This is a genomic window from Bradyrhizobium betae (genome assembly GCF_004123905.1).
Taxonomy (GTDB): domain Bacteria; phylum Pseudomonadota; class Alphaproteobacteria; order Rhizobiales; family Xanthobacteraceae; genus Bradyrhizobium; species Bradyrhizobium betae_A.
Window position 1 is genome coordinate 100,284 of the sequence record NZ_MZXW01000016.1, and the last position, 23,233, is coordinate 123,516.

General features: G+C 64.1%; 30 protein-coding genes. 14 read left to right on the top strand and 16 right to left on the bottom strand.

Going from position 1 to position 23,233, the window contains the following annotated elements:
- Positions 1-37: 37 nt before the first annotated feature.
- Together B5V03_RS10605 and B5V03_RS10610 are read right to left on the bottom strand one after the other, a co-directional pair.
- Entirely contained in the window at positions 38-319 is a 282-nt protein-coding gene (locus tag B5V03_RS10605; protein ID WP_129269896.1) for a hypothetical protein, read from the bottom strand.
- A 69-nt stretch (positions 320-388) separates the two neighbouring features.
- Complete coding sequence (locus tag B5V03_RS10610) at positions 389-604, bottom strand: hypothetical protein (RefSeq protein WP_129269898.1); 216 nt, start codon at positions 602-604, stop codon at positions 389-391.
- Positions 605-847: 243 nt separating this feature from the next.
- Between B5V03_RS10610 and B5V03_RS41410 the strand changes: the two genes are divergently transcribed.
- The gene (locus B5V03_RS41410; RefSeq protein WP_245502192.1) at positions 848-1,060 is read left to right on the top strand and encodes a hypothetical protein; all 213 of its coding nucleotides are present in this window, start codon (positions 848-850) and stop codon (positions 1,058-1,060) included.
- 2 nt (positions 1,061-1,062) lie between these two features.
- Here B5V03_RS41410 and B5V03_RS10620 read toward each other — a convergent pair whose 3' ends face one another.
- The gene (locus B5V03_RS10620) at positions 1,063-1,338 is read right to left on the bottom strand and encodes a hypothetical protein (protein ID WP_164988024.1); all 276 of its coding nucleotides are present in this window, start codon (positions 1,336-1,338) and stop codon (positions 1,063-1,065) included.
- 158 nt (positions 1,339-1,496) lie between these two features.
- Here B5V03_RS10620 and B5V03_RS10625 point away from each other — a divergent pair, with 158 nt between their 5' ends.
- The 4 genes from B5V03_RS10625 to B5V03_RS10640 all read left to right on the top strand — a co-directional run bounded on the left by B5V03_RS10625 (position 1,497) and on the right by B5V03_RS10640 (position 4,181).
- On the top strand, positions 1,497-1,895 hold the full coding sequence (locus tag B5V03_RS10625) for a metallopeptidase family protein (protein WP_129269902.1): 399 nt from the start codon (positions 1,497-1,499) through the stop codon (positions 1,893-1,895).
- Between the two features lie 167 nt (positions 1,896-2,062).
- Positions 2,063-2,668, top strand: a complete 606-nt coding sequence (leuD, locus tag B5V03_RS10630) for a 3-isopropylmalate dehydratase small subunit (RefSeq protein WP_129269904.1) — start codon at positions 2,063-2,065, stop codon at positions 2,666-2,668.
- Positions 2,669-2,748: 80 nt separating this feature from the next.
- Positions 2,749-3,534 carry a hypothetical protein gene (locus B5V03_RS10635; protein ID WP_129269906.1) on the top strand — a complete coding sequence of 262 codons (786 nt, stop codon included), beginning with the start codon at positions 2,749-2,751 and terminating at the stop codon, positions 3,532-3,534.
- Between the two features lie 227 nt (positions 3,535-3,761).
- On the top strand, positions 3,762-4,181 hold the full coding sequence (locus tag B5V03_RS10640; protein ID WP_129269908.1) for a hypothetical protein: 420 nt from the start codon (positions 3,762-3,764) through the stop codon (positions 4,179-4,181).
- A gap of 70 nt (positions 4,182-4,251) precedes the next feature.
- On the opposite strand, the gene B5V03_RS10645 is transcribed toward B5V03_RS10640, so the two are convergent.
- Positions 4,252-4,491, bottom strand: a complete 240-nt coding sequence (locus tag B5V03_RS10645) for a hypothetical protein (RefSeq protein ID WP_129269910.1) — start codon at positions 4,489-4,491, stop codon at positions 4,252-4,254.
- Here B5V03_RS10645 and B5V03_RS41415 point away from each other — a divergent pair.
- Positions 4,475-4,762, top strand: coding sequence for a hypothetical protein (locus tag B5V03_RS41415; RefSeq protein ID WP_164987916.1), 288 nt, complete (start codon positions 4,475-4,477; stop codon positions 4,760-4,762). The two genes, B5V03_RS10645 and B5V03_RS41415, sit on opposite strands and share 17 nt — an antisense overlap.
- Before the next feature lie 9 nt (positions 4,763-4,771).
- Here the strand turns inward: B5V03_RS41415 and B5V03_RS10650 are convergent, their stop codons facing one another.
- Positions 4,772-5,545, bottom strand: coding sequence for an N-acyl homoserine lactonase family protein (locus tag B5V03_RS10650; RefSeq protein ID WP_129269912.1), 774 nt, complete (start codon positions 5,543-5,545; stop codon positions 4,772-4,774).
- An 11-nt stretch (positions 5,546-5,556) separates the two neighbouring features.
- Positions 5,557-6,450 (bottom strand): AraC family transcriptional regulator, encoded by an 894-nt coding sequence (locus B5V03_RS10655; RefSeq protein WP_129269914.1) that lies wholly within the window; start codon positions 6,448-6,450, stop codon positions 5,557-5,559.
- Positions 6,451-6,642: 192 nt separating this feature from the next.
- On the opposite strand from B5V03_RS10655, the gene B5V03_RS10660 reads away from it, so the two are divergent.
- Entirely contained in the window at positions 6,643-7,398 is a 756-nt protein-coding gene (locus B5V03_RS10660) for an SDR family NAD(P)-dependent oxidoreductase (RefSeq protein WP_129269916.1), read from the top strand.
- A gap of 47 nt (positions 7,399-7,445) precedes the next feature.
- Here B5V03_RS10660 and B5V03_RS10665 read toward each other — a convergent pair whose 3' ends face one another.
- On the bottom strand, positions 7,446-8,483 hold the full coding sequence (locus B5V03_RS10665) for a GlxA family transcriptional regulator (protein WP_245502193.1): 1,038 nt from the start codon (positions 8,481-8,483) through the stop codon (positions 7,446-7,448).
- A 115-nt stretch (positions 8,484-8,598) separates the two neighbouring features.
- On the opposite strand from B5V03_RS10665, the gene B5V03_RS10670 reads away from it, so the two are divergent.
- Together B5V03_RS10670 and B5V03_RS10675 are read left to right on the top strand one after the other, a co-directional pair.
- Positions 8,599-8,937 (top strand): DUF3817 domain-containing protein, encoded by a 339-nt coding sequence (locus tag B5V03_RS10670; RefSeq protein WP_129269918.1) that lies wholly within the window; start codon positions 8,599-8,601, stop codon positions 8,935-8,937.
- On the top strand, positions 8,934-9,347 hold the full coding sequence (locus B5V03_RS10675; RefSeq protein ID WP_129269920.1) for a CopD family protein: 414 nt from the start codon (positions 8,934-8,936) through the stop codon (positions 9,345-9,347). Before B5V03_RS10670 ends, B5V03_RS10675 begins: the two co-directional genes overlap by 4 nt.
- Positions 9,348-9,358: 11 nt before the next feature.
- Here B5V03_RS10675 and B5V03_RS10680 read toward each other — a convergent pair whose 3' ends face one another.
- Positions 9,359-10,240: an HpcH/HpaI aldolase/citrate lyase family protein gene (locus B5V03_RS10680; protein ID WP_129269922.1), complete on the bottom strand. Its 882-nt coding sequence runs from the start codon at positions 10,238-10,240 to the stop codon at positions 9,359-9,361.
- A 109-nt stretch (positions 10,241-10,349) separates the two neighbouring features.
- Between B5V03_RS10680 and B5V03_RS10685 the strand changes: the two genes are divergently transcribed.
- Positions 10,350-10,994 (top strand): carbonic anhydrase, encoded by a 645-nt coding sequence (locus B5V03_RS10685; RefSeq protein WP_129269924.1) that lies wholly within the window; start codon positions 10,350-10,352, stop codon positions 10,992-10,994.
- Positions 10,995-11,105: 111 nt separating this feature from the next.
- Here B5V03_RS10685 and B5V03_RS10690 read toward each other — a convergent pair whose 3' ends face one another.
- On the bottom strand, positions 11,106-12,140 hold the full coding sequence (locus B5V03_RS10690) for an aspartate-semialdehyde dehydrogenase (protein WP_129269926.1): 1,035 nt from the start codon (positions 12,138-12,140) through the stop codon (positions 11,106-11,108).
- 116 nt (positions 12,141-12,256) lie between these two features.
- Here B5V03_RS10690 and B5V03_RS10695 point away from each other — a divergent pair, with 116 nt between their 5' ends.
- Both B5V03_RS10695 and B5V03_RS10700 read left to right on the top strand, forming a co-directional pair.
- Positions 12,257-13,042 (top strand): hypothetical protein, encoded by a 786-nt coding sequence (locus B5V03_RS10695; protein WP_129269928.1) that lies wholly within the window; start codon positions 12,257-12,259, stop codon positions 13,040-13,042.
- Between the two features lie 181 nt (positions 13,043-13,223).
- Complete coding sequence (locus B5V03_RS10700) at positions 13,224-13,607, top strand: hypothetical protein (protein WP_129269930.1); 384 nt, start codon at positions 13,224-13,226, stop codon at positions 13,605-13,607.
- 207 nt (positions 13,608-13,814) lie between these two features.
- Here B5V03_RS10700 and B5V03_RS10705 read toward each other — a convergent pair whose 3' ends face one another.
- Both B5V03_RS10705 and leuB read right to left on the bottom strand, forming a co-directional pair.
- Positions 13,815-14,450 (bottom strand): acetyltransferase, encoded by a 636-nt coding sequence (locus B5V03_RS10705; RefSeq protein WP_129269932.1) that lies wholly within the window; start codon positions 14,448-14,450, stop codon positions 13,815-13,817.
- 156 nt (positions 14,451-14,606) lie between these two features.
- The gene (gene leuB, locus B5V03_RS10710) at positions 14,607-15,719 is read right to left on the bottom strand and encodes a 3-isopropylmalate dehydrogenase (RefSeq protein WP_129269934.1); all 1,113 of its coding nucleotides are present in this window, start codon (positions 15,717-15,719) and stop codon (positions 14,607-14,609) included.
- Between the two features lie 133 nt (positions 15,720-15,852).
- Between leuB and B5V03_RS10715 the strand changes: the two genes are divergently transcribed.
- Positions 15,853-17,055, top strand: coding sequence for a YbfB/YjiJ family MFS transporter (locus tag B5V03_RS10715; RefSeq protein ID WP_164987926.1), 1,203 nt, complete (start codon positions 15,853-15,855; stop codon positions 17,053-17,055).
- A 61-nt stretch (positions 17,056-17,116) separates the two neighbouring features.
- Here B5V03_RS10715 and B5V03_RS10720 read toward each other — a convergent pair whose 3' ends face one another.
- From B5V03_RS10720 to B5V03_RS10735, 4 genes are all read right to left on the bottom strand, one after another.
- On the bottom strand, positions 17,117-17,899 hold the full coding sequence (locus tag B5V03_RS10720; RefSeq protein ID WP_129269936.1) for a molybdopterin-binding protein: 783 nt from the start codon (positions 17,897-17,899) through the stop codon (positions 17,117-17,119).
- A 14-nt stretch (positions 17,900-17,913) separates the two neighbouring features.
- On the bottom strand, positions 17,914-18,543 hold the full coding sequence (locus tag B5V03_RS10725; protein WP_129269938.1) for a cytochrome b/b6 domain-containing protein: 630 nt from the start codon (positions 18,541-18,543) through the stop codon (positions 17,914-17,916).
- A 183-nt stretch (positions 18,544-18,726) separates the two neighbouring features.
- Positions 18,727-19,281, bottom strand: a complete 555-nt coding sequence (locus tag B5V03_RS10730) for a fasciclin domain-containing protein (RefSeq protein ID WP_014490676.1) — start codon at positions 19,279-19,281, stop codon at positions 18,727-18,729.
- Positions 19,282-19,668: 387 nt separating this feature from the next.
- On the bottom strand, positions 19,669-20,430 hold the full coding sequence (locus tag B5V03_RS10735) for an SDR family oxidoreductase (RefSeq protein ID WP_129269940.1): 762 nt from the start codon (positions 20,428-20,430) through the stop codon (positions 19,669-19,671).
- 94 nt (positions 20,431-20,524) lie between these two features.
- Between B5V03_RS10735 and B5V03_RS10740 the strand changes: the two genes are divergently transcribed.
- Positions 20,525-22,054, top strand: a complete 1,530-nt coding sequence (locus B5V03_RS10740) for a malonate--CoA ligase (RefSeq protein ID WP_129269942.1) — start codon at positions 20,525-20,527, stop codon at positions 22,052-22,054.
- Between the two features lie 173 nt (positions 22,055-22,227).
- On the opposite strand, the gene B5V03_RS10745 is transcribed toward B5V03_RS10740, so the two are convergent.
- Positions 22,228-23,088 carry a sulfite exporter TauE/SafE family protein gene (locus B5V03_RS10745; RefSeq protein WP_129269944.1) on the bottom strand — a complete coding sequence of 287 codons (861 nt, stop codon included), beginning with the start codon at positions 23,086-23,088 and terminating at the stop codon, positions 22,228-22,230.
- Positions 23,089-23,233 lie beyond the last annotated feature (145 nt).

Below are 23,233 nucleotides of genomic sequence, written 5' to 3' on the forward strand. Positions count from 1 at the left end.
GACAGCGACGTGAACGCATCATGAATGAAGGGCGGCGTCACCACCACGGCCCATAGCCAAACACGAACGGTGCAGGCACGGCGTAAGGATAGGGACGGTAGTAGACGGGTCGCACGTAGTAGCGTGGATCATGGCGCGCAGCGGGCCGCGCAAAGTCGTCGTATCGCGGGTGCCGCCGCGCATCGAAAACCGCGGTGCCGGCAGAGGCTTCCGGCTTCGTTGCACGCGGTGCCGCGGAAGCGCGAGGCGAAGCAGCGGCGAGCCCAACAACAACGGCCAATGCAATCCATTTCGCCATGACGACCTCCGCTGCGAACATGCGGGCATCGCACGGCCGTCTGCAAGTTAAAACAGGCCCGGAATCCGGGCCTGTTCTCAACGCGACCGATCACCAGCGGCGGTGATGCCAGCGGTGTCCGCGCCAATGATGACGGCGCCAGTGACGGCGATGCCAGCGCACCTCGGTGGTCGGCGCGACTTCGTCCTGCACCGATTGCGCGGCACCCGGATTGATCAGCGACACCGCCTGCGCGCGCTCGACCGGCGCGGCGAGGACGAACAGCGCACCGGCGGCCGCAAGGCCGAGCATTTTCAAGGACTGCATTTCGTTGGATCTCCTGACATCGTTCTTGCGGTGCACGCACTGACCGGACGCTACGACGCAAGGACTAGAGCTGAGCCCTAGAGCCTCGCGCCTGAATCGGGTATGGATGAACGCGCCCCGGACATGAATGCAGAGGGCACGGGCGAAGTTCCCCAAAGCATCGGCGCAACATTGCGCACCCCGACAAAAACCGGCGATCAACGGCGAACGTATCTTCTGGTCGAGCGACTAAGGGAGATGGTCATGCCAAGTTTCTTGCCAAACGGACTGCGCATATCCAGCCTCGCGATCACGGCAAGCCTGCTCAACGAGAGCTCGGCGCTTGCCTCGCAAGGACCAGGCGTCGAAGGCGGCACCGCAACCCCGCTGACGCAGCTCGTGATGGCGATCCTGGTCTATGGCGCGTCCGCAGCGGTCGTTGGCGCCGGCCTGATCGGCGCGTTATGCGGACAGTAAGGTCAGCCCCGGCGCCAGTAGCAGCTCATATGCGGCACGATCACCGTGCCGCTCGGCCGGTATTCTTGCACATAGGTGGCGTTGCACTCGCGGACCGCATCGGGACCGGGATTGTAGCGGGGATAGACGCCGTCGGGGCTGTAATAGGGCGTGACCCGCAAACGGGCCGGTCGCTTGCGCGGCGGCGGGACGTCGGGCGGGCCTGCCTGGGCCATGCGGACCTCAGTGCTGACCGTCTGGGCTTCCGCGCCACCACAAAACGGCGAAAACAACCCCATGCACAGTAGCGTCAGCGCTGTTTTTGCTAGCATTTTACCGCCCACCTAAACGTCCCCATGGAGGTTGCCGTACGCTCCCCGTTTTGGCGGCGCCCGTCAACCTCGCCGCGCTTATAAAGCCGGATGCATCGCCGGGAAACCCGCGATAAGACAGGCCCATGTGGACGGAATTGAAGGCCCCCTCGCTGGCCGAGATGGAAGCGACGGCTCATGACATCTTCGAACGCCTGCCGGCGGAGTTTCGCGGGCTGTGCGAGGGCGTGATCCTCCGCGTCGACGACTTCCCGACGGAGGAGGTTCTGGACGAGATGGAATGCGAGAGCGAGTTCGACCTGCTCGGCCTGTTCCAGGGCGTCGGCCTGCCCCAGCAGAGTTTTGGCGATGTGGCCCGGTTGCCCAACATGGTCTGGCTCTACCGGCGGCCGATTCTGGACTACTGGGCCGAGCACGACGAAAGCCTCGGCCACATCGTCCGCCACGTCCTGATCCACGAGATCGGCCACCATTTTGGTCTTTCGGACGACGATATGGCCGCGATTGAGGCGCGGGCAGAGTAGTCGCCGCAACGGCAGTGCGCTCCCTCCCCCGCTTGCGGGGGAGGGAGCGCACCTCCTCTGTGGCTTGATCCAGCAAAGCAAACGAGACCTGCCGAATTCGGCCTAGGATTCGGGGCCCGACCGCGATAAATAGAGCCTCCCCCAGAACCACCCGGGAAAGCGCAACCATGGACAAGTTCACCACGCTGGAAGGCGTCGCGGCGCCGCTGAAGATCATCAATGTCGACACCGACATGATCATTCCGAAGCAGTACCTCAAGACCATCAAGCGCACCGGCCTTGGCAAGGGGCTCTTCTCCGAACAGCGCTACAAGGACGACGGCAGCGAGAACCCGGATTTCGTTCTCAACCAGTCCGCCTATCGCAATGCGAAGGTGCTGGTCGCCGGCGACAATTTCGGCTGCGGCTCGAGCCGCGAGCACGCGCCCTGGGCGCTGCTCGATTTCGGCATCCGCTGCGTGATCTCGACCTCGTTCGGCGACATCTTCTACAACAACTGCTTCAAGAACGGCATTCTGCCGATCCGCGTGTCGCAGGAAGACCTCGACAAGCTGTTCGACGACGCCGAGCGCGGCGCCAATGCGACGCTGACGATCGACCTGCCGAACCAGGAGATCCGCGGTCCCGACGGCGGCAAGGTCAAGTTCGAGATTGACCCGTTCCGCAAGCACTGCCTGATCAACGGCCTCGACGACATCGGTCTCACGATGGAGAAGAAGGCCTCGATCGACACTTATGAAGAGAAGCTCCAGCGCGAACGCGCCTGGGCCTGATCTCGAGTCTCGTTTGGAGCCCCGGTGCTGACAGCGCCGGGGCTTTTTCTTTGCCCTGGTTATCCCGTAGAGCTTCGCGCATGCTGCCCGACATCGTCACCTTCTGGCATGGCCCGATGGACGCACTGCGCCAGACCTGTCTGCGCTCGCAGCTGGCTGCCGGCCACAAGGTCACGGTCTACAGTTTTGACACCATTCCCGGCCTGCCCGCGGGCATCAGCAATGCGGATGCCGAGGCGATCCTGCCACACGCCTTCTCCGAACGCTTGCGGCCGCCGCAGCCGGACGGCAGCTGGCGCGACTGGACCACGCTGCAGTTCAGCGACTTCTTCCGCATGAAGCTGATGGCGAAGGGTCTTGGCCTCTGGCTCGACGCCGACGTGCTCTTGCTCAAAGCCGTCGAGATCGATCCGGCGAAACCCTATTTCGCCTGGGAGCGGCCGCGCCAGCTCGGCAATTCCGTGATCTATCTGCCGCCCGAGCACGGCATCGTCACCGCATTCGAAGAGCTGATGGAGCAGGAAGAGCTGACGCCGAACTGGTTGTCACTGCGCCATCGCATCACGTTTGCGATGCGCCGTCTGCGCGGCGGCTCGAATCGTCTTTCCGACATTCGCATCGCAATCTTTGGACCGGCGGCACTCACGGCGCTCGCCCGCCGCACCGGCGAATTGCAGAATGCGCTGCCGAAGCAGTCGTTCTACGCCGTGCATGCGGAGCCAAAATTGTTCTTCGATCCCTCGAGCTATCTCGGTCTCGTCACCAACCCCGAGATCATTGGCCTGCACATCTCGCCGAAGGGCCGCGGCGGCGAGAAGCCGATTGCCGGCAGTCTGTATGCCTGGGCGGCGGAGCGGTTTCCGTAGCTCTCGTGTCCCGGACGCGGTGCGGCGCGCAGTGCCGCTCCGCAGAGCCGGGACCCATCTCGCCGCATTGCTGGGTCCCGGCTCTGCGCAGCAGCGTTGCACGCTGCAGCGCGTCCGGGACACGAGACTGTTTCCTTGGCTCATTCCCAATTTGATCCAGCGCAACGCGCTCCTGCACCATTGTGCCTAGTCTGGCTCCAATTCACGATCACCAACGGAGCCTCGCAATGAGCACCGCAAGCAGGCCATACCCTCGCGTCCAGGATCTCATCGATACCTTCGCGAGCTGGCTGAAGTATCGCCGCGAGCTGAACGAGATGCGGCGGCTCGGCCGCGCCGATTTCGACCGGATCGCGAACGATCTCAGGATCGCGCCTGACGATCTGGAGGAGCTGGTCCGCCACGGCAAGCACGCCGCCAACGAACTGCCGAAGATGCTCGAGCAGCTCGGCATTAGCGCCGAACGGCTCGGACGCGCGCAGCCGCTATTGCTGCGCGACATGGAGCGGGTCTGCTCGCTTTGCCATCACAAGGGCCAGTGCGACCGCGATCTCGCCGACGGCACCGCCGCGGAGAACTACCACGGCTATTGCGGCAATGCCTCGACGCTGGAATCGCTCGATCGCGCGGACGTGGCGCCGCGTTGAGCGATCTGCAAAACGAATCGCCCGCGCGAGGCGGGCGATCGATGTTCTGAACCAGGGAACGAGACCGAGCTTAGCGACCGTAGAACATCCGGTTGCAGCGGGCGGTGTTGTCCGCCACGTACGGGCCGCGCATTTGGGGGCGCATCGCCTGCCCGCGCTGGTTCACGCCCTGCACGCAATTGACATAGCCTGTATTGTTGGCCCAGCGAAAATCGGTGGTGTAGGCGTGCGAGCTGGTGGTGGAGCCGACCAGCGAGCCGAGGCCGAGGATGGCGGTGAGGGCGAACAGGGCGATGCGGGAGGTCGTCATGGTTGTTCTCCAGTTTGTTGGCTGCACCATGCAGCGCGTGAACGAGACAATGCTCGATTTCGCCCCGGATGAATGTGCCCGATGTCACAAAGCGGAAGGTCAACCTGTAGAACGCGCAGTCACATCGGAGCGCGCACCCCGGCCCTTCCCCATTGCGGCAATCGCGACCGTGATCTCGCCGACCCGCACAGCAGCGGCGAACTATCACGGCTATCGCGGCAACGCCTCGACGTGGGAATCGCTCGATCGCGCGGACCTTGCGCCGCGCTGAGACGGCGCGTTACGCGATCCATTTCGGCGCGTATGTCAGCCCCTCGCTTTGCGCCGTATCATGATTGATCCAGATTTCGGCGTTCTCGACGCGCAGCAGCTCGGCCACCCTGGCCATCGACGCGACCGTCGCCTGCGGATCGGCATTGAACGACGGGACCCGCATGTGCTTGAGGTTCTCCCTGTTGTGCGCGACGTCGCCACTCAACAGTACGGCGCCGCGCCGCGGCAGCCTTACCATCAACGAGCAATGCCCGAGCGTATGGCCCGGCGTGAAGATCATGCGCACCGCGCCGTCACCGAAGATGTCGTGGTCACCCTCGACGATCTCGTAAGGCCGCTCCTTCAACATTTTGTAGTGCGGCAACGAATAGCCGAATTCTTCAGGCTCCAGCCCGAACATCGCCTCGAACTCGGCTCGCTGGGCGATCCATCTCGCATTTTCGAACAGATCGACATTTCCGATATGATCGAAATGCGCATGGGAGAGCAGGATCGTGCTGACATCGTGGGGCCGCACCCCGATTTCATCCAGCTGGTCCGCGATGGGACGATGGACGACACCGCGTATGCCATGCGCGATGATGCGTCCTTCCGGATGCTTCGCCAGCTCATCCTCGATGCCCGTATCCCAGATCAGCCACTCGCCGCGATGACTGATGAGATAGGCATTGCAGCTCAACGTCATGGGGACGCCGACATTGATGCCCGGCGAGTAGATCGAGCCGTCGTCGACCTGCGCCATGCCGCCGTCGAGGATGTAGATCCTGTCAATTGTCGCCATTGGAGAACTCTTCAAGCCGCCGACACGACGCGCCGCTTCGCCTCGCGCATGTCGCGCCCGGGCGGCATGCCGAACAGCCGGCAATATTCCCGCGTGAACTGCGTGACGCTTTCATAGCCAACCTGATGCGCCGCGATTGCGATCTGCGCACCATCGGCGAGCATCGCGCGGCGGGCTTCGATCAGGCGAAGCTGCTTCTGAAACTGGAGCGGGGTCAGAGACGTGACGCTGCGAAAGTGCAGATGAAATGCCGACTGGCTCATCCCCGCGGCCCTGGCGAGCCGGTCGACACGCAACGGCTTGGCATAATCGGCGCGAATGATCGCAACCGCACGGCCGATTCGCTGCGCATGGCTGTCGGCAATGCCGAGCGCCCTGATGGCGCCACCATGCCGGCCGGCCAACAGCCAGTAGTGCAGCTCCCGCACCAGCTGGCTCTGCAGGATCAACGCGGATGAGGGCCGGTCGATCAGACGCAGCAGCCGCAGCGCCGCGTCCGCGACCTCCTGCTCCGTCGGCTCGACCCGCAGCGGCCGGGATGGAACATAAGGAGCTGACCCCATCTCGACGACCAGCCCCTCGATGACAATGGGGTCGAGCTCGACGACGAGCGACAGGTAGGGCGCAACGACCGTCGCGCGCGTGATCTGGCTGACCGTCGGGACGTCGCTCGCGATCACCAGCGAATCGCCCGCACCGAAGTCGAAGGACGTGGCGCCGGTCGCAACGCGCTTGGCACCTTGCAGCACCAACGCGACCAGAGGTTTTGAGACCGCAAATTGCAGCGCACTCGGCGCGGTCTCACGGATGATCGAGATGCCGGCGAAAGGCGTGGACGCCAGGCCTTTGTCGTCGGCGTGCGCTACGGAGTAACGGCTGGCGATCTGGTGCAGCGTTTCTGTCACGGGCCCATTCTAGGCCGAGCCAGGCACGCGGGCAATCGCCGCCGGGCGATCGGGCAAGAAGACAGGAATTTTGGGCAAGCCTGCCGCCGGCCGCATTCCGGAGGGTTGGGCAAGACGATCCGAGGATCCGGCAACATCGGACGATCGATCGCGGGCAGAAGCACCTCACCGCAACTCCACGAGGAATTTCCGATGCCCACCATTTCGCTCGTCACCGGCGCCAGCCGGGGCCTTGGCCGCAACACCGCGATCGCCATCGCGCGTCACGGCGGTGACGTCATCGTGACCTATCGCAGCGGCGCCACCGCCGCCCGCGAGGTCGTCACCGAGATCGAGGCGCTCGGCCGAAAGGCCGTCGCGCTCCAGCTCGACGTCACATCGGTGTCGACCTTTCCGGCGTTCGCCGCAAACGTTCGAGAGGCGCTCTCCAGGCATTGGGGCGCTCCAACGTTCGATCATCTCGTCAACAATGCCGGCCAGGGCGAGATGGCTTCGATCGCCGACACGACAGAGCAGCAATTCGACGCGCTGTTCGACACGCATGTCAAAGGGCCATTCTTTCTGACACAGGCCTTGCTGCCGCTACTTGCCGACAAGGGCCGGATCATCAATTTCTCGAGCGGACTGACGCGTGTGTCGTTCCCAGGCTTCTCCGCCTATGCCGCCGCGAAGGGCGCCATCGAGGTTCTGACGATCTACATGGCCAAGGAATTCGGCGGACGCGGCATCACCGCCAACGTCGTCGCGCCGGGCGCGATCGAGACCGACTTCCTCGGCGGCGCCGTTCGGGACATGCCGGATCTCAACCAGCAGTTTGCGCAAATGACTGCGCTCGGCCGCGTCGGCCTGCCCGACGACATCGGGCCAATGGTTGCGAGCCTGCTCGGCCCCAACAATCGCTGGGTGACGGCCCAGCGCATCGAAGTGTCCGGCGGTCAGACGATCTGAGTGCGGCGACCGTTGGAGTGCGCAATGGGGTTAGGAGCCGGGCGCGGCTATGCCGCGCCCACTGCGGCCCCCAAGACACTCCCTTTTAATCCCGGCGCGTCGGATGTCTGCGCGTCGTTGAACCGGCGCCGGTAGTCAGCAGGACTGACCCCGGCGATCCGGCGAAAGCTCGAACGGAACGTGACGCTCGACTGAAAGCCGCAAGCAGCGGCAATCTGGTCCACGTAGGCTGTGCTGCTCTCCAGCAGCTCCTGTGCCCGACGGATCCGCGCGTTCAGCAGCCATTGCATCGGAGTAGTCCCGATCTGCTCCCGGAAATGGCGCGCAAAACTTCTTTCGCTCATGCCGGCCTGAGTCGCCATCCGCGCCACCGTGAGCGGCTTCGCCAGATGAGCCGCAATCCATTCGAGATGCGGCGCGAGAGAACCGCTCGAACGCGGCGGATCGCGCCGGATGAATTGTGCCTGACCACCTTCCCGGTTGACGGGAGCAACAGCCAGCCGCGCGGCATGAGTTGCAACGGCCTGGCCGAGATCACGCCGCACGAGGTGAAGACACATGTCCATCCCTGCCGATGCTCCGGCCGATGTCACGATCTCCCCCTCATCGACATAGAGGACATTCGGATCGACCTTCACTTGCGGATAGCGGCTGGCGAGATGATCGGCACACAGCCAGTGAGTGGTGGCCCGGCGCCCGTCCAGAAGGCCGGCCTCTGCGAGGACGAAGGCGCCGGAACAGATCGAGGCAATTCTCGCTCCGCGGCGGTGAGCCCTCTGCAACGCGCGGAGAATGGTTTTCGATCTTGGAGCGAGAGGATTCTCTATTCCCGGTACGATCACGGTGCGGGCACGAGTGAGGACCTCAAGTCCGAACGGCACCACCAGACCAAATGCGCCGGCATCGACGCGGGCCGCCTCGGCACAAACGCGGACGTCGTAGAACGGCTTGCCGCGATCGTCCCTGAGCCGCCCGAACACTTCATAAGCAAGCGTCAAATCGTAGGGAATCACCTGATCCATCGCGACAATGCAAACCCTGTGAACCATGACGTCTTTTTCCCGGCGGGTTTCCTCGACCTTCAATATCACGCTTTGGCAGGAATCGATCACTAATAGGCAGAAGCGCCACTCCTGGGCTCGTGACCAAATCCGCTAACCACTTCCGGGAACGCGATTACCCGCCGCGAACGGTCAGACCATGAAAAAAGAGATCAAGATCAACATCGCTCTGCTCGGCCAACTCAAGCTCGCCTCCGTCATTGAGGCCTCGACCCTGGCTCTGCTCCTTTGCGTTGCCGTTCCCCTCAAGCATCTTTGGGACTGGCCGGGCGCGGTGCGGGCGATGGGCCCGCTCCACGGCCTTGCTTTCATCTTCTACGGCTGGGTGCTGCTGCAAACCGTCGGCGCTGGAGTTTGGCCGCGGCGCCAGATCGCCCTGCTTGCCGCCTCGGCCTTCGTGCCGTTCGCCGGCTTTTTCGCGTCTCGCTACATCCGGCGACACATCGAAGCTCTGGATCGGGAATATGCTGCGAAATGAGCCTCGCGGACTATTACATTTGGCTGAAAGCCGTCCACGTCGCTGTCGCGCTGCTTTTCGTCAGCGGCGTTGTTGCAACCTCGTTGACGCTTGCCTTGCTATCGACGATGCCCCGGGAGAGCGAGAAATTCGTCGCGGGCATGCGCCGTTACGACCGGTGGGTGACAGTTCCGGCCATGATCGCGGTCTGGCTGTTCGGAACGGGGCTTGCCGTGTCCGGGTCATGGTTCGGCCAGGGCTGGCTGAGCGCCAAGCTTGGATTCGTCGTGCTGATCTCAGGTCTGCACGGCGTCCAGAGCGGCCGTCTTCGGCGACTGGGAGCGGGCGCCTCACCCGTGACGGTAAGGTCCCTGCCGCTCGTTCTTTTCGCCGCGATTGCTATTGCGGTTCTTGCTGTTGCAAAGCCATGAGGTCTCAGCCTTCAGCCCTTTCCCATCGCAGCGATCGCATCCGCGATCTCGATCGTGCGCCGCGCCATGTCGGCGTGCAGCCGCTCCACCATCGCGCCATCCAGCCGGATTGCACCGCGCGAGACGTTCTCCGGCAATTCGAACGCCGCGATGATTTTTCGCGCGCGCGCGACTTCTTCTTCGGGCGGCGTGAAGATCGCGTTGCAGGCGTCGATCTGCGAGGGATGGATCAGCGTCTTGCCGTCGAAGCCGAGGTCGCGGCCCTGCGCGCATTCGGTGGCGAAGCCGTCGGAATTGGCGATGTCGCTGTAAGGGCCGTCGAGGATTTCGAGGCCGTGGGCGCGCGTTGCCAGGATGCAATGGGTGATCATCGGGATCATCGCGGCGCGGCCCGGCAGCATCTTGATGCGGGTCTCGCGCGAGATGTCGTTGGGCCCGAACACGAAGCCGGAGAGCCGGGTTTTCGGATCGCGCCCGGCGGTCGCCAGCTCCTCGGCATGCAGCACCGCGCGCGCGGTCTCGATCATGGCCCAGACTTTCACGGTCGGCGCGGCGCCTAGTTCGGCGAGGTGATGGCCGATGGTCTGGAGATCTTCGATACTTGAAACTTTCGGAACCAGAATTCCGTCCGGCGAGGCCTTCGCGGCCATCGCGACGTCATCGGCCCACCAGGGTGTATCGAGTCCGTTGGTCCGGATCAGGATCTCGCGCTTGCCAAACCCCTTGTCCGCGATCGCGGCGGCGATGCCGTCACGCGCCACCCCTTTGAGGTCGGGGGCGACGGAATCCTCGAGATCGAGGATCAAGCCGTCGGCGGCGAGATTACGCGCCTTTTCCAGCGCGCGGGGGTTGGAGCCGGGCATGAACAGATGGCTGCGGCGCGGGCGGGTCATGCGAGTGGTCCTTCCGATTTCCCCAGATGTTCTGACTGAAGCCGATAGCATTTGGCCTGCCTATTCGAAAGGCTTGTTCGCCCCTCTGGTCTATGGTTAGGCATAGGCCATGATCACATTCCCGAAGCATTTGCTGGAAGGCTACCAGGCCTTCGCCACCCAGCGGCTGCCGACCGAGCAGAGCCGCTATCGCGAGCTGTCGGTGAAGGGGCAGTTCCCGGAAGTGATGGTGATCGGCTGCTGTGACAGCCGCGTCTCGCCCGAGGTGATCTTCGACGTCGGCCCGGGCGAGCTGTTCGTGGTGCGCAACATCGCCAATCTGGTGCCGGTGTATCAGCCCGACGGCAATGCGCACGGCGTCTCCGCCGCGCTGGAATATGCCGTGACGGTGCTGAAGGTGAAGCACATCGTCGTGCTCGGACACGCGCAATGCGGCGGCATCCGCGCCTTCGTCGACAAGATCGAGCCGCTGACGCCTGGCGACTTCATCGGCAAATGGATGCAGATGTTCATCAAGCCGGGCGAGGTGGTCGAGCAGCGCGACCACGAGAGCATGGCGCAGTTCGTCGAGCGCATCGAAAAGGCCGCGGTGTTCCGCAGCCTGGAAAACCTGATGACGTTCCCCTTCGTGCAGAAGGCGGTGGATGCCGGCCAGATGCAGACGCACGGCGCCTATTTCGGCGTCGCGGAGGGATCTCTGTTCGTGCTGGACCAGGTCGCGAAGGAATTCAGGAACGCACGGAGCGTGGTGTAACGCACCGCTCTCGTAGGGTGGGCAAAGCGAAGCGTGCCCACCATTCGTTCGTAATCATGGCGAGGTGGTGGGCACGGCGCTTTGCGCCTTTGCCCACCCTACTGCAGCTTCTTACGCCGCCTTCTTCTTCGCGCTGATCAGCTTGCGGTTGATCAGGACTTCCGCGATCTGGATCGCGTTGAGGGCTGCGCCCTTGCGCAGATTGTCCGACACGCACCAGAGCACCAGACCGTTCTCGACTGTCGCGTCCTCGCGGATACGGCTGATGTAAGTCGCGTCCTCGCCGGCCGCTTCGTAAGGCGTCGCGTAGCCGCCGGGCTCCTGCTTGTCGATGACGAGGCAGCCGGGCGCCTTGCGCAGGATGTCGCGCGCTTCGTCCGCGCTGATCGGGTTCTCGAACTCGATGTTGACGGCCTCGGAATGGCCGACGAACACAGGCACGCGCACGCAGGTCGCGGACAGCTTGATCTTGGGATCAAGAATCTTCTTGGTCTCCGCCATCATCTTCCACTCTTCCTTGGTGTAGCCGTCCTCCATGAAGACGTCGATGTGGGGGATGACGTTGAAGGCGATGCGCTTGGGGAATTTCTTCGCGATCAGCTCGCTGTTGGTGTAGACGGCCTTGGTCTGCGAGAACAACTCGTCCATCGCGTCCTTGCCGGCGCCCGAGACCGATTGATAGGTCGAGACCACGACGCGCTTGATGGTCGCCTTGTCGTGCAAGGGCTTCAGCGCGACCACGAGCTGCGCGGTCGAGCAGTTCGGGTTGGCGATGATGTTCTTCTTCTTGAAGCCGGCGGCCGCGTCCGCGTTCACCTCCGGCACGACCAGCGGTACGTCCGGGTCCATGCGCCAGGCCGACGAATTGTCGATCACGACCGTGCCGGCGGCGCCGATCTTCGGCGACCATTCCTTCGACACCTCGCCGCCCGCCGACATCAGGCAGATGTCGACGTCGGAGAAGTCGTAATGCTCGAGCGCTTTGCACTTCAGGGTACGGTCGCCGTAGGAGACCTCGACGCCGACGCTGCGGCGTGACGCCAGGGCCACGACCTCGTCCGCGGGAAATTTGCGCTCATCGAGGATGTTGAGCATTTCCCGTCCGACATTGCCGGTCGCGCCGACGACTGCGACTTTGTAACCCATCGTTCACTCTCCGATGAAAAAGCCCGTTCCTGAAGCTGACGCTTAAACAGGAAGAGCAGCGCTTCTATGCGAGAACCGGCCTCAAGACAACGTTGGACCATGCCTTAGGGACGTGGATGCAGTCGCCTGAGACCAGCACGGCCGTTAGCCCCACCCAGATCCATCTGGCGCTCGCCAATTTCGCCGACGAGGTGGTCGGCACGCTGGCCCGCCTGTTCGCCTATGTGGGGATTCTTGTGCTGTTTGCCATCCTGGGCCTCGCGGGCCTCGGCCAGCTGCCCAGCCTGCGCGACGATGAGCCCACCGAAAAGCCGGGCTGGACCGAGGCCTCCCGCTCGCAGCCGGCCTTCGCTGTCAGCCGGCTTGATTCATCAGATAAAACAGTCTCTTACACCATCTTGAGGCATCCCGAGGGCGGCCGCAGGGATGTGCTGCGCTGGGCTGGCGACGCGGACAAGCCGCTGGCTGAGCTCGAAATTTACCGGGAAGGCGGCGAGTTCGACGTGACGCGCCCGGCGGCCGAGGGACTGGCCATCCGGATGGGCCTGGCGGCAGCCACCCCGTTCGAGCAGGCGGGCCTGATCGACACGAAATTCGGCCCCGTCACCCTGTTCCGGCCATCAGGCACGACGGGGGCACCGTCCTGCCTCGGCTATCTCAAGCGCAGCGAGGAGCCGGCGCTTCAGATCTCCGGCTTCTCATGCCAGGGCGATAGCTTGCCGGCCCAGCGCGCGGCGGTCGCCTGCACACTGAACCGGCTGACGCAGCTCGCCTCCGGCAACGAGCCGAAGCTCGCCGAATTGTTCGCCCATGCCGAGCTCAAGCGCCGGCCCTGCGCCCCCGCGGACTCGTCGGACTGGCTGCTGGGCGCCGCGAATGCGCAATTGCGCGGAGCACTTTGACGGTATCAAGGATTTGCATCAAGGATCTGCATCAAGCTCAAGTGGCTGGTTTGCATGCAACTTTTGCCGGCGCGCACGATTATTCAGGCGTGGTGTGACCCAATAGACCTAGTTGCGGACACCCCGGCCGGGCTAGTATGGAGCGAAATCGACTGGCGGCTTGCCGCCTGAAGGGGACGTGATGAGCTCGAAATTTTCTGCGGCAACCAAATTGGCGACCTGGCTGGCGGCGGGCGCCGTGATTGCCGCGGCCTTCGCGACGCCGGCTTCGGCCGACAACAAGACCAAGCGCCATGACGAGCGCGGCCGGCCCTATTACGGCCCGAGCGGACCCAACGCGGTCTATCAGCAGGGACGCACCCGCCTCTATGTGAGCAAGCGCTCCTGGCTCGACGGCGGCACCGAGGTCAATCCGGGCGATCGCAAGTTCTCCGACTACGCTTTCCCGCCGGCCGTGGGCTATCCGTCCTTCGCTCGCGAGAACAACAACCGCCCGATCGATCGCCAGCCGCTCCCCACGCCGGCCGATCTCGGCGGCTATCCGCAGAATTTCCCGCTGTACTGAGCGGCGCAGTTACCGAATCAAAAGGCCGGGCTCATGCCCGGCCTTTTTGTTTCGGGAGGTGCCGTAGGGCACATCTGCCTCTCCATCGCCATTGCGAGCGCAGCGAAGCAATCCAGAGTCCCTCGGCGGAAAGATTCTGGATTGCTTCGTCGCCAGCGCAAAATTGCTTCGCAATTTGACGCGGGCTCCTCGCAATGACGGCTGAGGCTATGCATTAGCTGCCGGGTCATAGCGCCGGCAAAACTCCTCGATCGCCTCGGAGCGGAAATCGCCGAGGCGCGCGAAGATGAGCTCATCCGGCCAATCCCACCAGGCGATGCGGCGCAGGCTCTCCGCAACGGAATCATCAAAGCGTTTGCGGATGGGACGTGCGGGAACGCCGCCGACGATGGTGTAGGGCGCGACATCGCGGCTGACGACCGCGCCTGCCGCGATCACCGCGCCATCTCCGACATTCACGCCCGGCAGCAGGATGACGGCATGACCGATCCAGACATCATTGCCGACGATGACGCGGTCGCCGCGGCGATCCGCGAAGAAGTCGCGGTCGCGCGTTGCGCTCGCCTCGTAATATTCCGGGACATAGGTGAAGCGATGCTGCGACGGCCGGCCCATCGGATGATTGGGCGCACCGATCCGCACCGAATTGGCGATGGCGGTGAACTTTCCGATCAGCGCATCGGCAACCTCGCAGTTTTCGCCGAGATAGGAGTAATCGCCGAGCGAGGCATATTCGATGCGGGTATGGCTGAGGATCTCGCAGCGCCGCCCGATCTGCGCCTCGCGCTGGCGCACCGTTTCGTGGATGATGGTTTCCGCGATCTTGGGGCGGGGCGCGTCCATGAGGTAGCTCCGGGAGCAGGTGCCGTAGGGTGGGTTCACCGAAGGCGTAACCCACCTCTTTGATTTCCGCGGCAACAGAAGTGGTGGGTTACGCCAAGCGGTCTGCGCTTCGCGCAGTCCGCAGGGCTAACCCACCCTACGATTGCGGTGCCCGCCTTACGCGTGGAGCTTCTGCAATTCCTTCAGGATCGCTTCGCCCATCTGCGTGGTCGAGGCGGCCGTGGTGCCCTCCGACTTGATGTCGGCGGTGCGCAGGCCGCTGGCGAGCACCGCGGCGATCGCGGCGTCGACCTTGTCGGCGAGATCGCCCATGTCGAAGGAATAGCGCAGCGCCATGCCGAACGACGAGATCATTGCGATGGGATTGGCCAGACCCTTGCCTGCGATGTCGGGCGCCGAACCGTGCACGGGCTCGTACAGCGCCTTGCGCTTCTTGCTCTTGACGTCGACCTCGCCGAGCGAGGCCGAGGGCAGCATGCCGAGCGATCCCGTCAGCATCGCCGCGATGTCGGACAGCATGTCGCCGAACAGATTGTCGGTGACGATGACATCGAACTGCTTCGGCGCCTTCACCAGCATCATGCCGCCGGAATCGGCGAGCTGGTGCTCGAGCATGACATCAGGGTATTCGCGCTTGTGGACCGCCGTCATGACCTCGTTCCAGAGCACGCCCGACTTCATGACGTTGCGCTTCTCCATCGACGTCACCTTGTTCTTGCGCTTCCGGGCCAGCTCGAAGGCGACGCGGCCGATGCGCTCGATCTCATAGGTGTCGTAGACCTGGGTATCGACGGCGCGCTTCTGGCCGTTGCCGAGATCGGTGATGGTCTTGGGCTCGCCGAAATAGACGCCGCCGGTGAGCTCGCGCACGATGACGATGTCGAGACCCTCGACCGCCTCGCGCTTCAGGCTCGAGGCATCCGCCAGCGCCGGATAGCACACGGCGGGACGGAGGTTGGCGAACAGAGCGAGATCCTTGCGCAGGCGCAGCAGGCCGGCTTCGGGGCGTACCTCGTAGGGCACCGCATCCCACTTGGGTCCGCCGACCGCGCCAAAGATGATGGCGTCGGCGGCAAGCGCCTTGGCCATGTCGCCCTCGGAGATCGACACCTTGTGGGCGTCATAGGCAGAGCCGCCGACCAGGCCGGTATCGGTCTCGAATTTGGCGATCCCGGCCGAATTGAGCCAATCGATCAGCCGCTTCACCTCGCCCATCACCTCGGGGCCGATACCGTCGCCGGGGAGCAGCAGCAGTTTGTGGGTCGCCATGGTCGTATCCTCTGAGATCGAATTCGGCCGGAGTGCTAGAGCGGCGTTGCGCGCTTGGCAAGACACCATTGCCGGGGCGCGGCTGTGCAAGGCGGGCAGGGCCTGCCACATTACGCGGGCCGGAGTACCCCTGTTGCACGCGCCTGACCGTCCCCCGCCCGACGCACACCCCGCGCGGCTGATCCTGACCCTGTCGCTGGCGGCGACGGTCGGGCTCGGTATCGGCCGCTTTGCCTATGCGCTGGTGCTGCCCGACATGCGGGAGGACCTCGGCTGGTCCTACTCGGCGGCCGGGTTCATGAACACCATCAACGCCGTCGGCTATCTCGTGGGCGCGCTGGTGGCGTCCCGGCTCATCCAGCGCGTCGGCTGGGCGGCGGCCATCCGCGGCGGAACTTTGGCGTGCCTGGCCGCGCTCGCCACCTGCGCGCTGACGGGGAATTTCATCGCGCTGAGCCTGGCGCGGCTCGTGCTGGGCTTGGGGGCGGCGGCCGGCTTCGTCGCCGGCGGCGCGCTGGCCGCGACCATCGCGCAATCCCGTCCGGAGCGGGCCAACTTCCTGCTGAGCCTGTTCTATGCCGGACCCGGCATCGGCATCCTCGCCTCGGGGCTGATCGCCCCCTTCACGCTGCAATATTTCGGACCGGGCTCATGGTGGCTGGTGTGGTGGGCGCTGACGCTGCTGTCGGCCATCATGACCGTGCCACTGTTCATGAGCCGCATCGAGAGCGGCGCGCGTTTCTCGGAAGGCAGCCACGCCGCCCTCGCGATTCGTCCCGTGCTGATCTATCTCGCGGCCTACTTCCTGTTCGGCGCCGGCTACATCGCCTACATGACCTTCATGATCGCCTACGTCCGCGACGGCGGCGGCGGAGCCGCGGCCCAAGCGGGATTCTGGGGCCTGATCGGTCTGAGCGCGTTCGTCACGCCGTGGTTCTGGCGTCGCGTGCTCGCGCTCGACCGCGGCGGATTGGCCACCGCGATCATCCTCGGCACCAACGCGCTCGGCGCGGCGTTGCCGATGCTCGGACATTCGCCGGCGTGGCTTGCGGTCTCGGCCGTCGTGTTCGGCGTCGCCTTCTTCGCCGTCGTCGGCTCGACCACGGCTTTCGTGCGCTTCAACTATCCGCCGGAGGTGTGGCCGACCGCGATCGCCGCGATGACGATCTCGTTCGGCGTCGGCCAGACGCTGGGGCCGATCGTGGTCGGCGCGATCACGGATGCGCTGGGAAGCTTGAGTTACGCGCTGAATGTGTCGGCGGCGTTGTTGGCGCTGGGGGCGGCGGCGGCGTTGTGTCAGCGGAAGGTGGGGCCGAAGGCGGCGAATGGCGAATAGCGAATTTTGAGCCGCCCAGTGCGTTTATCTACTCGCCATTCCCCATTCGCTACTCGCTGTGTCAGCTCCCGCTGAACGAATTGTACCCCTGGTCTTCCCAATAGCCGCCCTTGTAGTCGTTGGTGACTTCCATCGAGACTACGTATTTCGGGTTTTTGAAGCCGAGCTTTGTGGGCACGCGGATCTTCATCGGGAAGCCATAGGCGCGGGGCAAGATCTCGTTGGCGTATCTGAACGTCATCTGCGTCTGCGGGTGCAGCGCGCTGCGCATGTCGAGCGGCGAGTTGTAGCCGTCCTTGTCGGCGCACTGGAACCAGACGTATTTCGCGCGGGTGTCGGCGCCGATGAGCTTGAGGAAATCGCGGAGCGGCGTGCCGGTCCAGCTTCCGATCGCGCTCCAGCCCTCGACGCAGATGTGGCGGGTGATCTGGGTGACCTGCGGCAGCTTGTAGAGCTCGTCCAGCGTCCAGGACTTCTTGTTGTCGACGAGGCCGCGCACTTCGAGCTTCCAGTCTTTGCCGTCGACCTCGGGGGCGTCGTCGAGATCGTAATAGGCGTTGAACGGGAAAGGTTTTGTGATCGCGCTCTCCGGGAAGGTCGGTGCCAGCGCGTCGGGATTGAAAATGAAGGCTTGCACGGCGTCGTTGAATTTCGAGACCTTCGCGAGCAACGTGTCGGCCGAGGATGAATCCACCACATCGCAGCCGGTGAGCAGCGTGAGCGCACCCAGGCTGGCGCCGCCCGCGATGAAGCGGCGGCGGGTGAAATCCGGCATCGCCTTGATGGAGTCCTTAATCAGCAACCGCTTGTCGACGCCGGGGATCAGGAATGAGCGCTTGGCCATGATGGTTCTCCTACTCAGCGGCCAATGATCATCGCGCGCAGGCTCTTCGGCACCAGCAGCGCAAGCAGGACGTGAATGACGAGGAACGCGCAGATCGCTGCCATGCAGAAGAAATGCACATAGCGCGCGGTCGGATAATCGCCGAACAGCATCACGAGATAATAGAGCTGCACCGGCTTCCACATCGACAGGCCCGACAGCACGATCAGCACGCCGACCACGATGATGCCGGCATAGAGTACGCGCTGCACGTAATTGTAGACGGTGAGATCGTCATGGCCGAGCTTGAAGGTCAGGGCAGCCCTGACATCGTGCAGCACGCCGGACGGCGTGATCGGCAGCAGTTTCTTGCGGAAGCGGCCGGTGGCGAAGCCGGTGATGAGATAGGCGAGGCCGTTGATCATCAAGAGCCACATCGCCGCAAAGTGCCAGAGCAGGCCGCCGCCGAGCCAGCCGCCGAGCGTGTACTCGCGCGGAAAGCTGAAGCCGAACAGCGGCGAGGCGTTGTAGATCTGCCAGCCCGACAGGATCATCAGGATCATGGCCAACGCATTGATCCAGTGCATGATTCGAACCCAGGCCGGCTGGATCACTTTGGCCGGGGTGGCGCTGGCCTGCTCGTCGGTGACAGTGAGGCTCGACATGATGGTTCCGTCCTGAACGTCGTGTGTCGATGAGTATACGCCGATGCTTCCGCTTTCGTTACGCCCCCGCACGACGGCGAATCCAGTCTGCGGGCGACCGTGGTCACAATAAAGCGAGCCGGGTGCCCCGGCTCGCTTTGCCGCACATCCCCGTCGGGGGGGACTAAACAGGGGGGCGCGGTGTTACGTCGCCGGCATCAGCACGGTATCGACCACATGGATGACGCCGTTCGACTGGTTGACGTTGGAGATCGTGACCATCGAGGTGCCGCCCTTGGCGTCGACGATCCAGACCTTGCCGTCCTGTTTCTTCACGGTCAGTTCCTCGCCTTCGGCGGTCTTCATCTTCTTGCCGTCGGTGAGGTCGGAGGCCTCGAGCTTGCCGGGCACGACATGGTAGGTGAGGATCTTGGTCAGCGTCGCCTTGTTCTCAGGCTTGACCAGATTGTCGACGGTGCCGGCCGGCAGCTTGCCGAAGGCCGCGTTGGTTGGCGCGAACACCGTGAACGGGCCTTTGCTTTCCAGCGTCGGCACCAGGCCGGCCGCCTTCACCGCCGCGACCAGCGTGGTGTGATCCTTGGAGTTGACCGCGTTCTGGACGATGTTCTTGGACGGGAACATCGCGGCGCCGCCGACCATGACGGTCTTCTCCTCGGCGCGGACAGGCGCGACGACGGTCGCGGTGATGGCGAGCGCGCTGAAGGCGGCGGCAGCGAGATAGGCAATACGCTTCGACATGGAGAGTCTCCCGATTGGATTGTGACCGGCGATGGCCGGCGTTTGCGTTGGACAACGAGGGCGGCTGCGGCGGTTTGACGTGAAGCAGCAGCGCCGTCGTTGGACCGAACTACGGGAGGGTTCGCGATGCGGTTTCGGGGAAAAATTCTTTGTGATGCGTGAAACTATGGGGCGGCGTGGCCGTGTGGTCGAGCGCGCGCCACACACTCCGCTGTCGTCCCGGACAAGCGAAGCGCCGATCCGGGACCCATAACCACAGGATGACGTTTGGCGAAGACTCGGTGTGCCCCTCTCACGCGACAATTTCTCCCTGTGGTTATGGGTCCCGGGTTCGCGACTTCGTCGCGCCCCGGGACGACGAGGAGAGATTGCAGCGCGCGCTGCGCCTCAATCCCTGTTGTTCGGCGTCTGGATGAATCCGCGATTATGTGTCGGGCTGATCAGGAGCTCGTTGATGCAGACGCGCGGCGGCATGCTCGCGATGAACGCGATGGTGCGGCCGAGGTCTTCGGATTGCAGCATCTTGGCCTGCTCTTCCTCGCTCGGCACCACCGGGCGCAGTTTCAAAATCGGAGTGGCCACCTCGCCCGGCATCAGGCAGCAGGCGCGCAGGCCGTTGACGCATTCGTCCATGTTGAAGGAATGGGTCAGGGCCAGCACCGCATGTTTGGTGGTGGTGTAGGCCGGGCCCGGCATCTTCGAGACGTGGCGGCCGGCCCAGGACGAGACATTGATGATCGAGCCGTCCTGCTGCTTGCGCATCGTCGGCAGCACCGCGCGCATGCAATAGAGCACGCCGTTGAGGTTGACCTGGACCAGTCTGTCCCAGCCGTCCAGTTCCATGTCCTTCCAATTGCGCTTGGGGACATTGATACCGGCGTTGTTGACCAGCAGGTCGATACGGCCGTGCTTCGCGACGATCTGATCGGCCGCCTTCTGGGCATCGGCCGCGACCGCCACGTCCAGCGCGACGGCCTCGGCCGCCCCGCCCGCCTTGGTGATCTTCGCAACCACGGTATCCAGGGCGTCCTTGCGCCGGCCCGAGACCACGACGATCCAGCCGTCGGCCGCGAGCGCCTCGGCGCCGGCCTCCCCGATCCCGCTGCCGCCGCCCGTGACCCAGGCCACGCGTTTCCCGTTTTTGGTCATGCCAACTGTCTCCGTTGCTTCATTGGGGCGGTTTTTGCTAATCCAGCCCTCGGTTTTGACCGGCCTTGTTGCCTTGCGGTCGAGGAAATCTTGCATGAACCAAGCTGCCAACGCCAATCTGTTTTCCCGCCTGTTCGACGGTCTGGACGATCCGAAACGCCTCGCGATCGAGACGCAGGACGGGGCCCATATCAGCTATGGGGGCCTGATCGCGCGGGCCGGGCAGATGGCGAATGTACTGGTCGCCCGCGGCGTGAAGCCCGGCGACCGCGTCGCGGTGCAGGTGGAGAAATCCGTCGCCAATATCGTGCTGTATCTCGGCACCGTGCGGGCCGGCGCGGTCTATCTGCCGCTCAACACCGCCTATACGCTCAACGAGCTCGATTACTTCATCGGCGATGCCGAGCCGTCGCTGGTGGTCTGCGATCCCTCCAAGGCGGAAGGCCTCACGGCGATAGCAGCCAAGGTGAAGGCCAGGGTCGAGACGCTCGGACCTGACGGCAAAGGTTCGCTCACCGAGGCCGCCGACAAGGCCAGCAGCGAATTCACGACGGTGCCGCGCGAAAACGACGATCTCGCCGCGATCCTCTACACCTCGGGCACCACCGGCCGCTCCAAGGGCGCGATGCTGACGCATGACAATCTCGCGTCGAACTCGCTCTCACTGGTCGGCTACTGGCGCTTCACCGGCAAGGACGTGCTGATCCACGCGCTGCCGATCTACCACACCCACGGCCTGTTCGTGGCGACCAACGTGACGCTGTTTGCGCGGGCGTCGATGATCTTCCTGCCGAAGCTCGACCCGGATTTGATCATCAAGCTGATGGCGCGCGCCACCGTGCTGATGGGCGTGCCGACCTTCTACACGCGCTTGCTCCAGAACTCCGCCCTGTCGCGCGAGACGACGAAGCACATGCGCCTGTTCATCTCGGGCTCGGCGCCGCTGCTCGCCGAAACCCATCGCGAATGGTCGGCCCGCACAGGCCACGCCGTGCTCGAACGCTACGGCATGACCGAGACCAACATGAACACGTCGAACCCGTATGAGGGCGAGCGCGTGCCCGGCGCAGTCGGCTTTCCCCTCCCCGGCGTTTCCGTGCGCGTGACCGAGCCGGAGACCGGCAAGGAGCTGCCGCGCGACGAGATCGGCATGATCGAGGTGAAGGGCCCGAACGTGTTCAAGGGCTATTGGCGGATGCCGGAGAAGACCAAGGCCGAATTCCGGCCCGACGGCTTCTTCATCACCGGCGATCTCGGCAAGATCGACGCCAAGGGCTACGTCCACATTCTCGGCCGCGGCAAGGATCTCGTCATCTCCGGCGGCTTCAATGTGTATCCGAAAGAGATCGAGAGCGAGATCGACGCCATGCCCGGCGTGGTCGAATCCGCCGTGATCGGCGTGCCGCATGCCGATTTCGGTGAGGGCGTCACCGCGGTGCTGGTCTGCAACAAGGGCGCCGATGTCACTGAGGCCGCGGTGCTGAAGGCGCTCGACGGGCGGCTGGCCAAATTCAAGATGCCGAAGCGGGTGTTCGTCGTCGATGAGTTGCCGCGCAATACGATGGGCAAGGTGCAGAAGAACGTGCTGCGGGATGCGTACAAGGACATTTACGCGAAGAAATAGGGGCGTGGACTCGTCGAGGAGCCACCATACGACGCGCTGTCATGCCCCGCGAAGGCGGGGCATCCAGTATTCCAGAGACGGCTAGGACAGAACCGAGAGGCTGCGGCGTACTGGATTCCCCGCCTTCGCGGGGAATGACACTGAGGGTGTAGGACGCGCGTGCTCCAAACCTGTTACTGCCCGCCCAACAGGCTCATCACAAACCGGCTGCCGACGATAAACAGGTAGCACCCGAACGCCACCTCCAGCGTCCGCTTCGACATCGCATGCGCGGCTCGCACGCCGAGAGGTGCGGTGACAAGACTCATCGGCATCACCAGCACGGCGCCGATCAGCGAGACGTAGCCGAGCGCAAACGGGATTTGCAGCGCTGCGACGGCCGGATAGCTCGCCGCCGCCGGCCAGCCGGCATAGATGTAGCCGAGCGCGCCGGGGATCGAGATCAGCACGGCGAGCGCCGACGAGGTCGCGACCGCTTGGTGGATCGGACGGCCGTAGAACGTCATCAGCAGGTTCGAGAACAGGCCGCCGCCGATGCCCATTAGCGTCGACAAAATGCCGACGCAGAAGCCGTAGACGCGCATCAGCGGGCCCTTCGGCAGATCGTCGCCGAGCTTCCAGCCCTCGCGCGCGAAGATGAGACGCACGGCCGCCGACCAAGCGACGCAGACGAACACGATCTTGAACAGCCGCTCCGGCGCGTAGCGCGCGACCACGCTGCCGGCGATGACGCCGATGACGATCGGCAGCCACCAGACGCGCAAGATCGCCATGTCGACGGCACCGCGCTTGTAATGCGCCTGGAACGAACGGATCGAGGTCGGGATGATCACGGCGAGCGAGGTGCCGATGCAGAGCGGCATGCGCACCTCCAGCGGCACGCCGGCGATGCGGAAGCATTCGTAAAACACCGGCACGAGGATTGCCCCGCCGCCGATGCCGAACACGCCGGCCAAAAATCCCGAGAGCGCGCCGGTTGCAATCAGCAACAGCGCGAGCTCGACGATCTCCTTGATATCAAGACCTGCAATCACCCCTGACCTGCCCCGGCGACTGGTCGCAACTTCTCCAACACGTCGGCGCGGAAAGCTGCGTACGGAGCCTTAGGCGATCTGATTCGCGCGGTCGACACGCCGCGCCTCTCGGCTGGGGTGGATTGCAGGATGCGCATATCCAGAC

Excerpts from the sequence above, each read along its gene's own strand:
- B5V03_RS10605 (WP_129269896.1), bottom strand. The coding sequence starts at position 319 with ATGTTCGCAGCGGAGGTCGTCATGGCGAAATGGATTGCATTGGCCGTT.
- B5V03_RS10610 (WP_129269898.1), bottom strand. The coding sequence starts at position 604 with ATGCAGTCCTTGAAAATGCTCGGCCTTGCGGCCGCCGGTGCGCTGTTC.
- B5V03_RS41410 (WP_245502192.1), top strand. The coding sequence starts at position 848 with ATGCCAAGTTTCTTGCCAAACGGACTGCGCATATCCAGCCTCGCGATC.
- B5V03_RS10620 (WP_164988024.1), bottom strand. The coding sequence starts at position 1,338 with ATGGGGTTGTTTTCGCCGTTTTGTGGTGGCGCGGAAGCCCAGACGGTC.
- B5V03_RS10625 (WP_129269902.1), top strand. The coding sequence starts at position 1,497 with ATGTGGACGGAATTGAAGGCCCCCTCGCTGGCCGAGATGGAAGCGACG.
- leuD (WP_129269904.1), top strand. The coding sequence starts at position 2,063 with ATGGACAAGTTCACCACGCTGGAAGGCGTCGCGGCGCCGCTGAAGATC.
- B5V03_RS10635 (WP_129269906.1), top strand. The coding sequence starts at position 2,749 with ATGCTGCCCGACATCGTCACCTTCTGGCATGGCCCGATGGACGCACTG.
- B5V03_RS10640 (WP_129269908.1), top strand. The coding sequence starts at position 3,762 with ATGAGCACCGCAAGCAGGCCATACCCTCGCGTCCAGGATCTCATCGAT.
- B5V03_RS41415 (WP_164987916.1), top strand. The coding sequence starts at position 4,475 with ATGCGGGAGGTCGTCATGGTTGTTCTCCAGTTTGTTGGCTGCACCATG.
- B5V03_RS10645 (WP_129269910.1), bottom strand. The coding sequence starts at position 4,491 with ATGACGACCTCCCGCATCGCCCTGTTCGCCCTCACCGCCATCCTCGGC.
- B5V03_RS10650 (WP_129269912.1), bottom strand. The coding sequence starts at position 5,545 with ATGGCGACAATTGACAGGATCTACATCCTCGACGGCGGCATGGCGCAG.
- B5V03_RS10660 (WP_129269916.1), top strand. The coding sequence starts at position 6,643 with ATGCCCACCATTTCGCTCGTCACCGGCGCCAGCCGGGGCCTTGGCCGC.
- B5V03_RS10670 (WP_129269918.1), top strand. The coding sequence starts at position 8,599 with ATGAAAAAAGAGATCAAGATCAACATCGCTCTGCTCGGCCAACTCAAG.
- B5V03_RS10675 (WP_129269920.1), top strand. The coding sequence starts at position 8,934 with ATGAGCCTCGCGGACTATTACATTTGGCTGAAAGCCGTCCACGTCGCT.
- B5V03_RS10680 (WP_129269922.1), bottom strand. The coding sequence starts at position 10,240 with ATGACCCGCCCGCGCCGCAGCCATCTGTTCATGCCCGGCTCCAACCCC.
- B5V03_RS10685 (WP_129269924.1), top strand. The coding sequence starts at position 10,350 with ATGATCACATTCCCGAAGCATTTGCTGGAAGGCTACCAGGCCTTCGCC.
- B5V03_RS10690 (WP_129269926.1), bottom strand. The coding sequence starts at position 12,140 with ATGGGTTACAAAGTCGCAGTCGTCGGCGCGACCGGCAATGTCGGACGG.
- B5V03_RS10695 (WP_129269928.1), top strand. The coding sequence starts at position 12,257 with ATGCAGTCGCCTGAGACCAGCACGGCCGTTAGCCCCACCCAGATCCAT.
- B5V03_RS10700 (WP_129269930.1), top strand. The coding sequence starts at position 13,224 with ATGAGCTCGAAATTTTCTGCGGCAACCAAATTGGCGACCTGGCTGGCG.
- B5V03_RS10705 (WP_129269932.1), bottom strand. The coding sequence starts at position 14,450 with ATGGACGCGCCCCGCCCCAAGATCGCGGAAACCATCATCCACGAAACG.
- leuB (WP_129269934.1), bottom strand. The coding sequence starts at position 15,719 with ATGGCGACCCACAAACTGCTGCTGCTCCCCGGCGACGGTATCGGCCCC.
- B5V03_RS10720 (WP_129269936.1), bottom strand. The coding sequence starts at position 17,899 with ATGGCCAAGCGCTCATTCCTGATCCCCGGCGTCGACAAGCGGTTGCTG.
- B5V03_RS10725 (WP_129269938.1), bottom strand. The coding sequence starts at position 18,543 with ATGTCGAGCCTCACTGTCACCGACGAGCAGGCCAGCGCCACCCCGGCC.
- B5V03_RS10730 (WP_014490676.1), bottom strand. The coding sequence starts at position 19,281 with ATGTCGAAGCGTATTGCCTATCTCGCTGCCGCCGCCTTCAGCGCGCTC.
- B5V03_RS10735 (WP_129269940.1), bottom strand. The coding sequence starts at position 20,430 with ATGACCAAAAACGGGAAACGCGTGGCCTGGGTCACGGGCGGCGGCAGC.
- B5V03_RS10740 (WP_129269942.1), top strand. The coding sequence starts at position 20,525 with ATGAACCAAGCTGCCAACGCCAATCTGTTTTCCCGCCTGTTCGACGGT.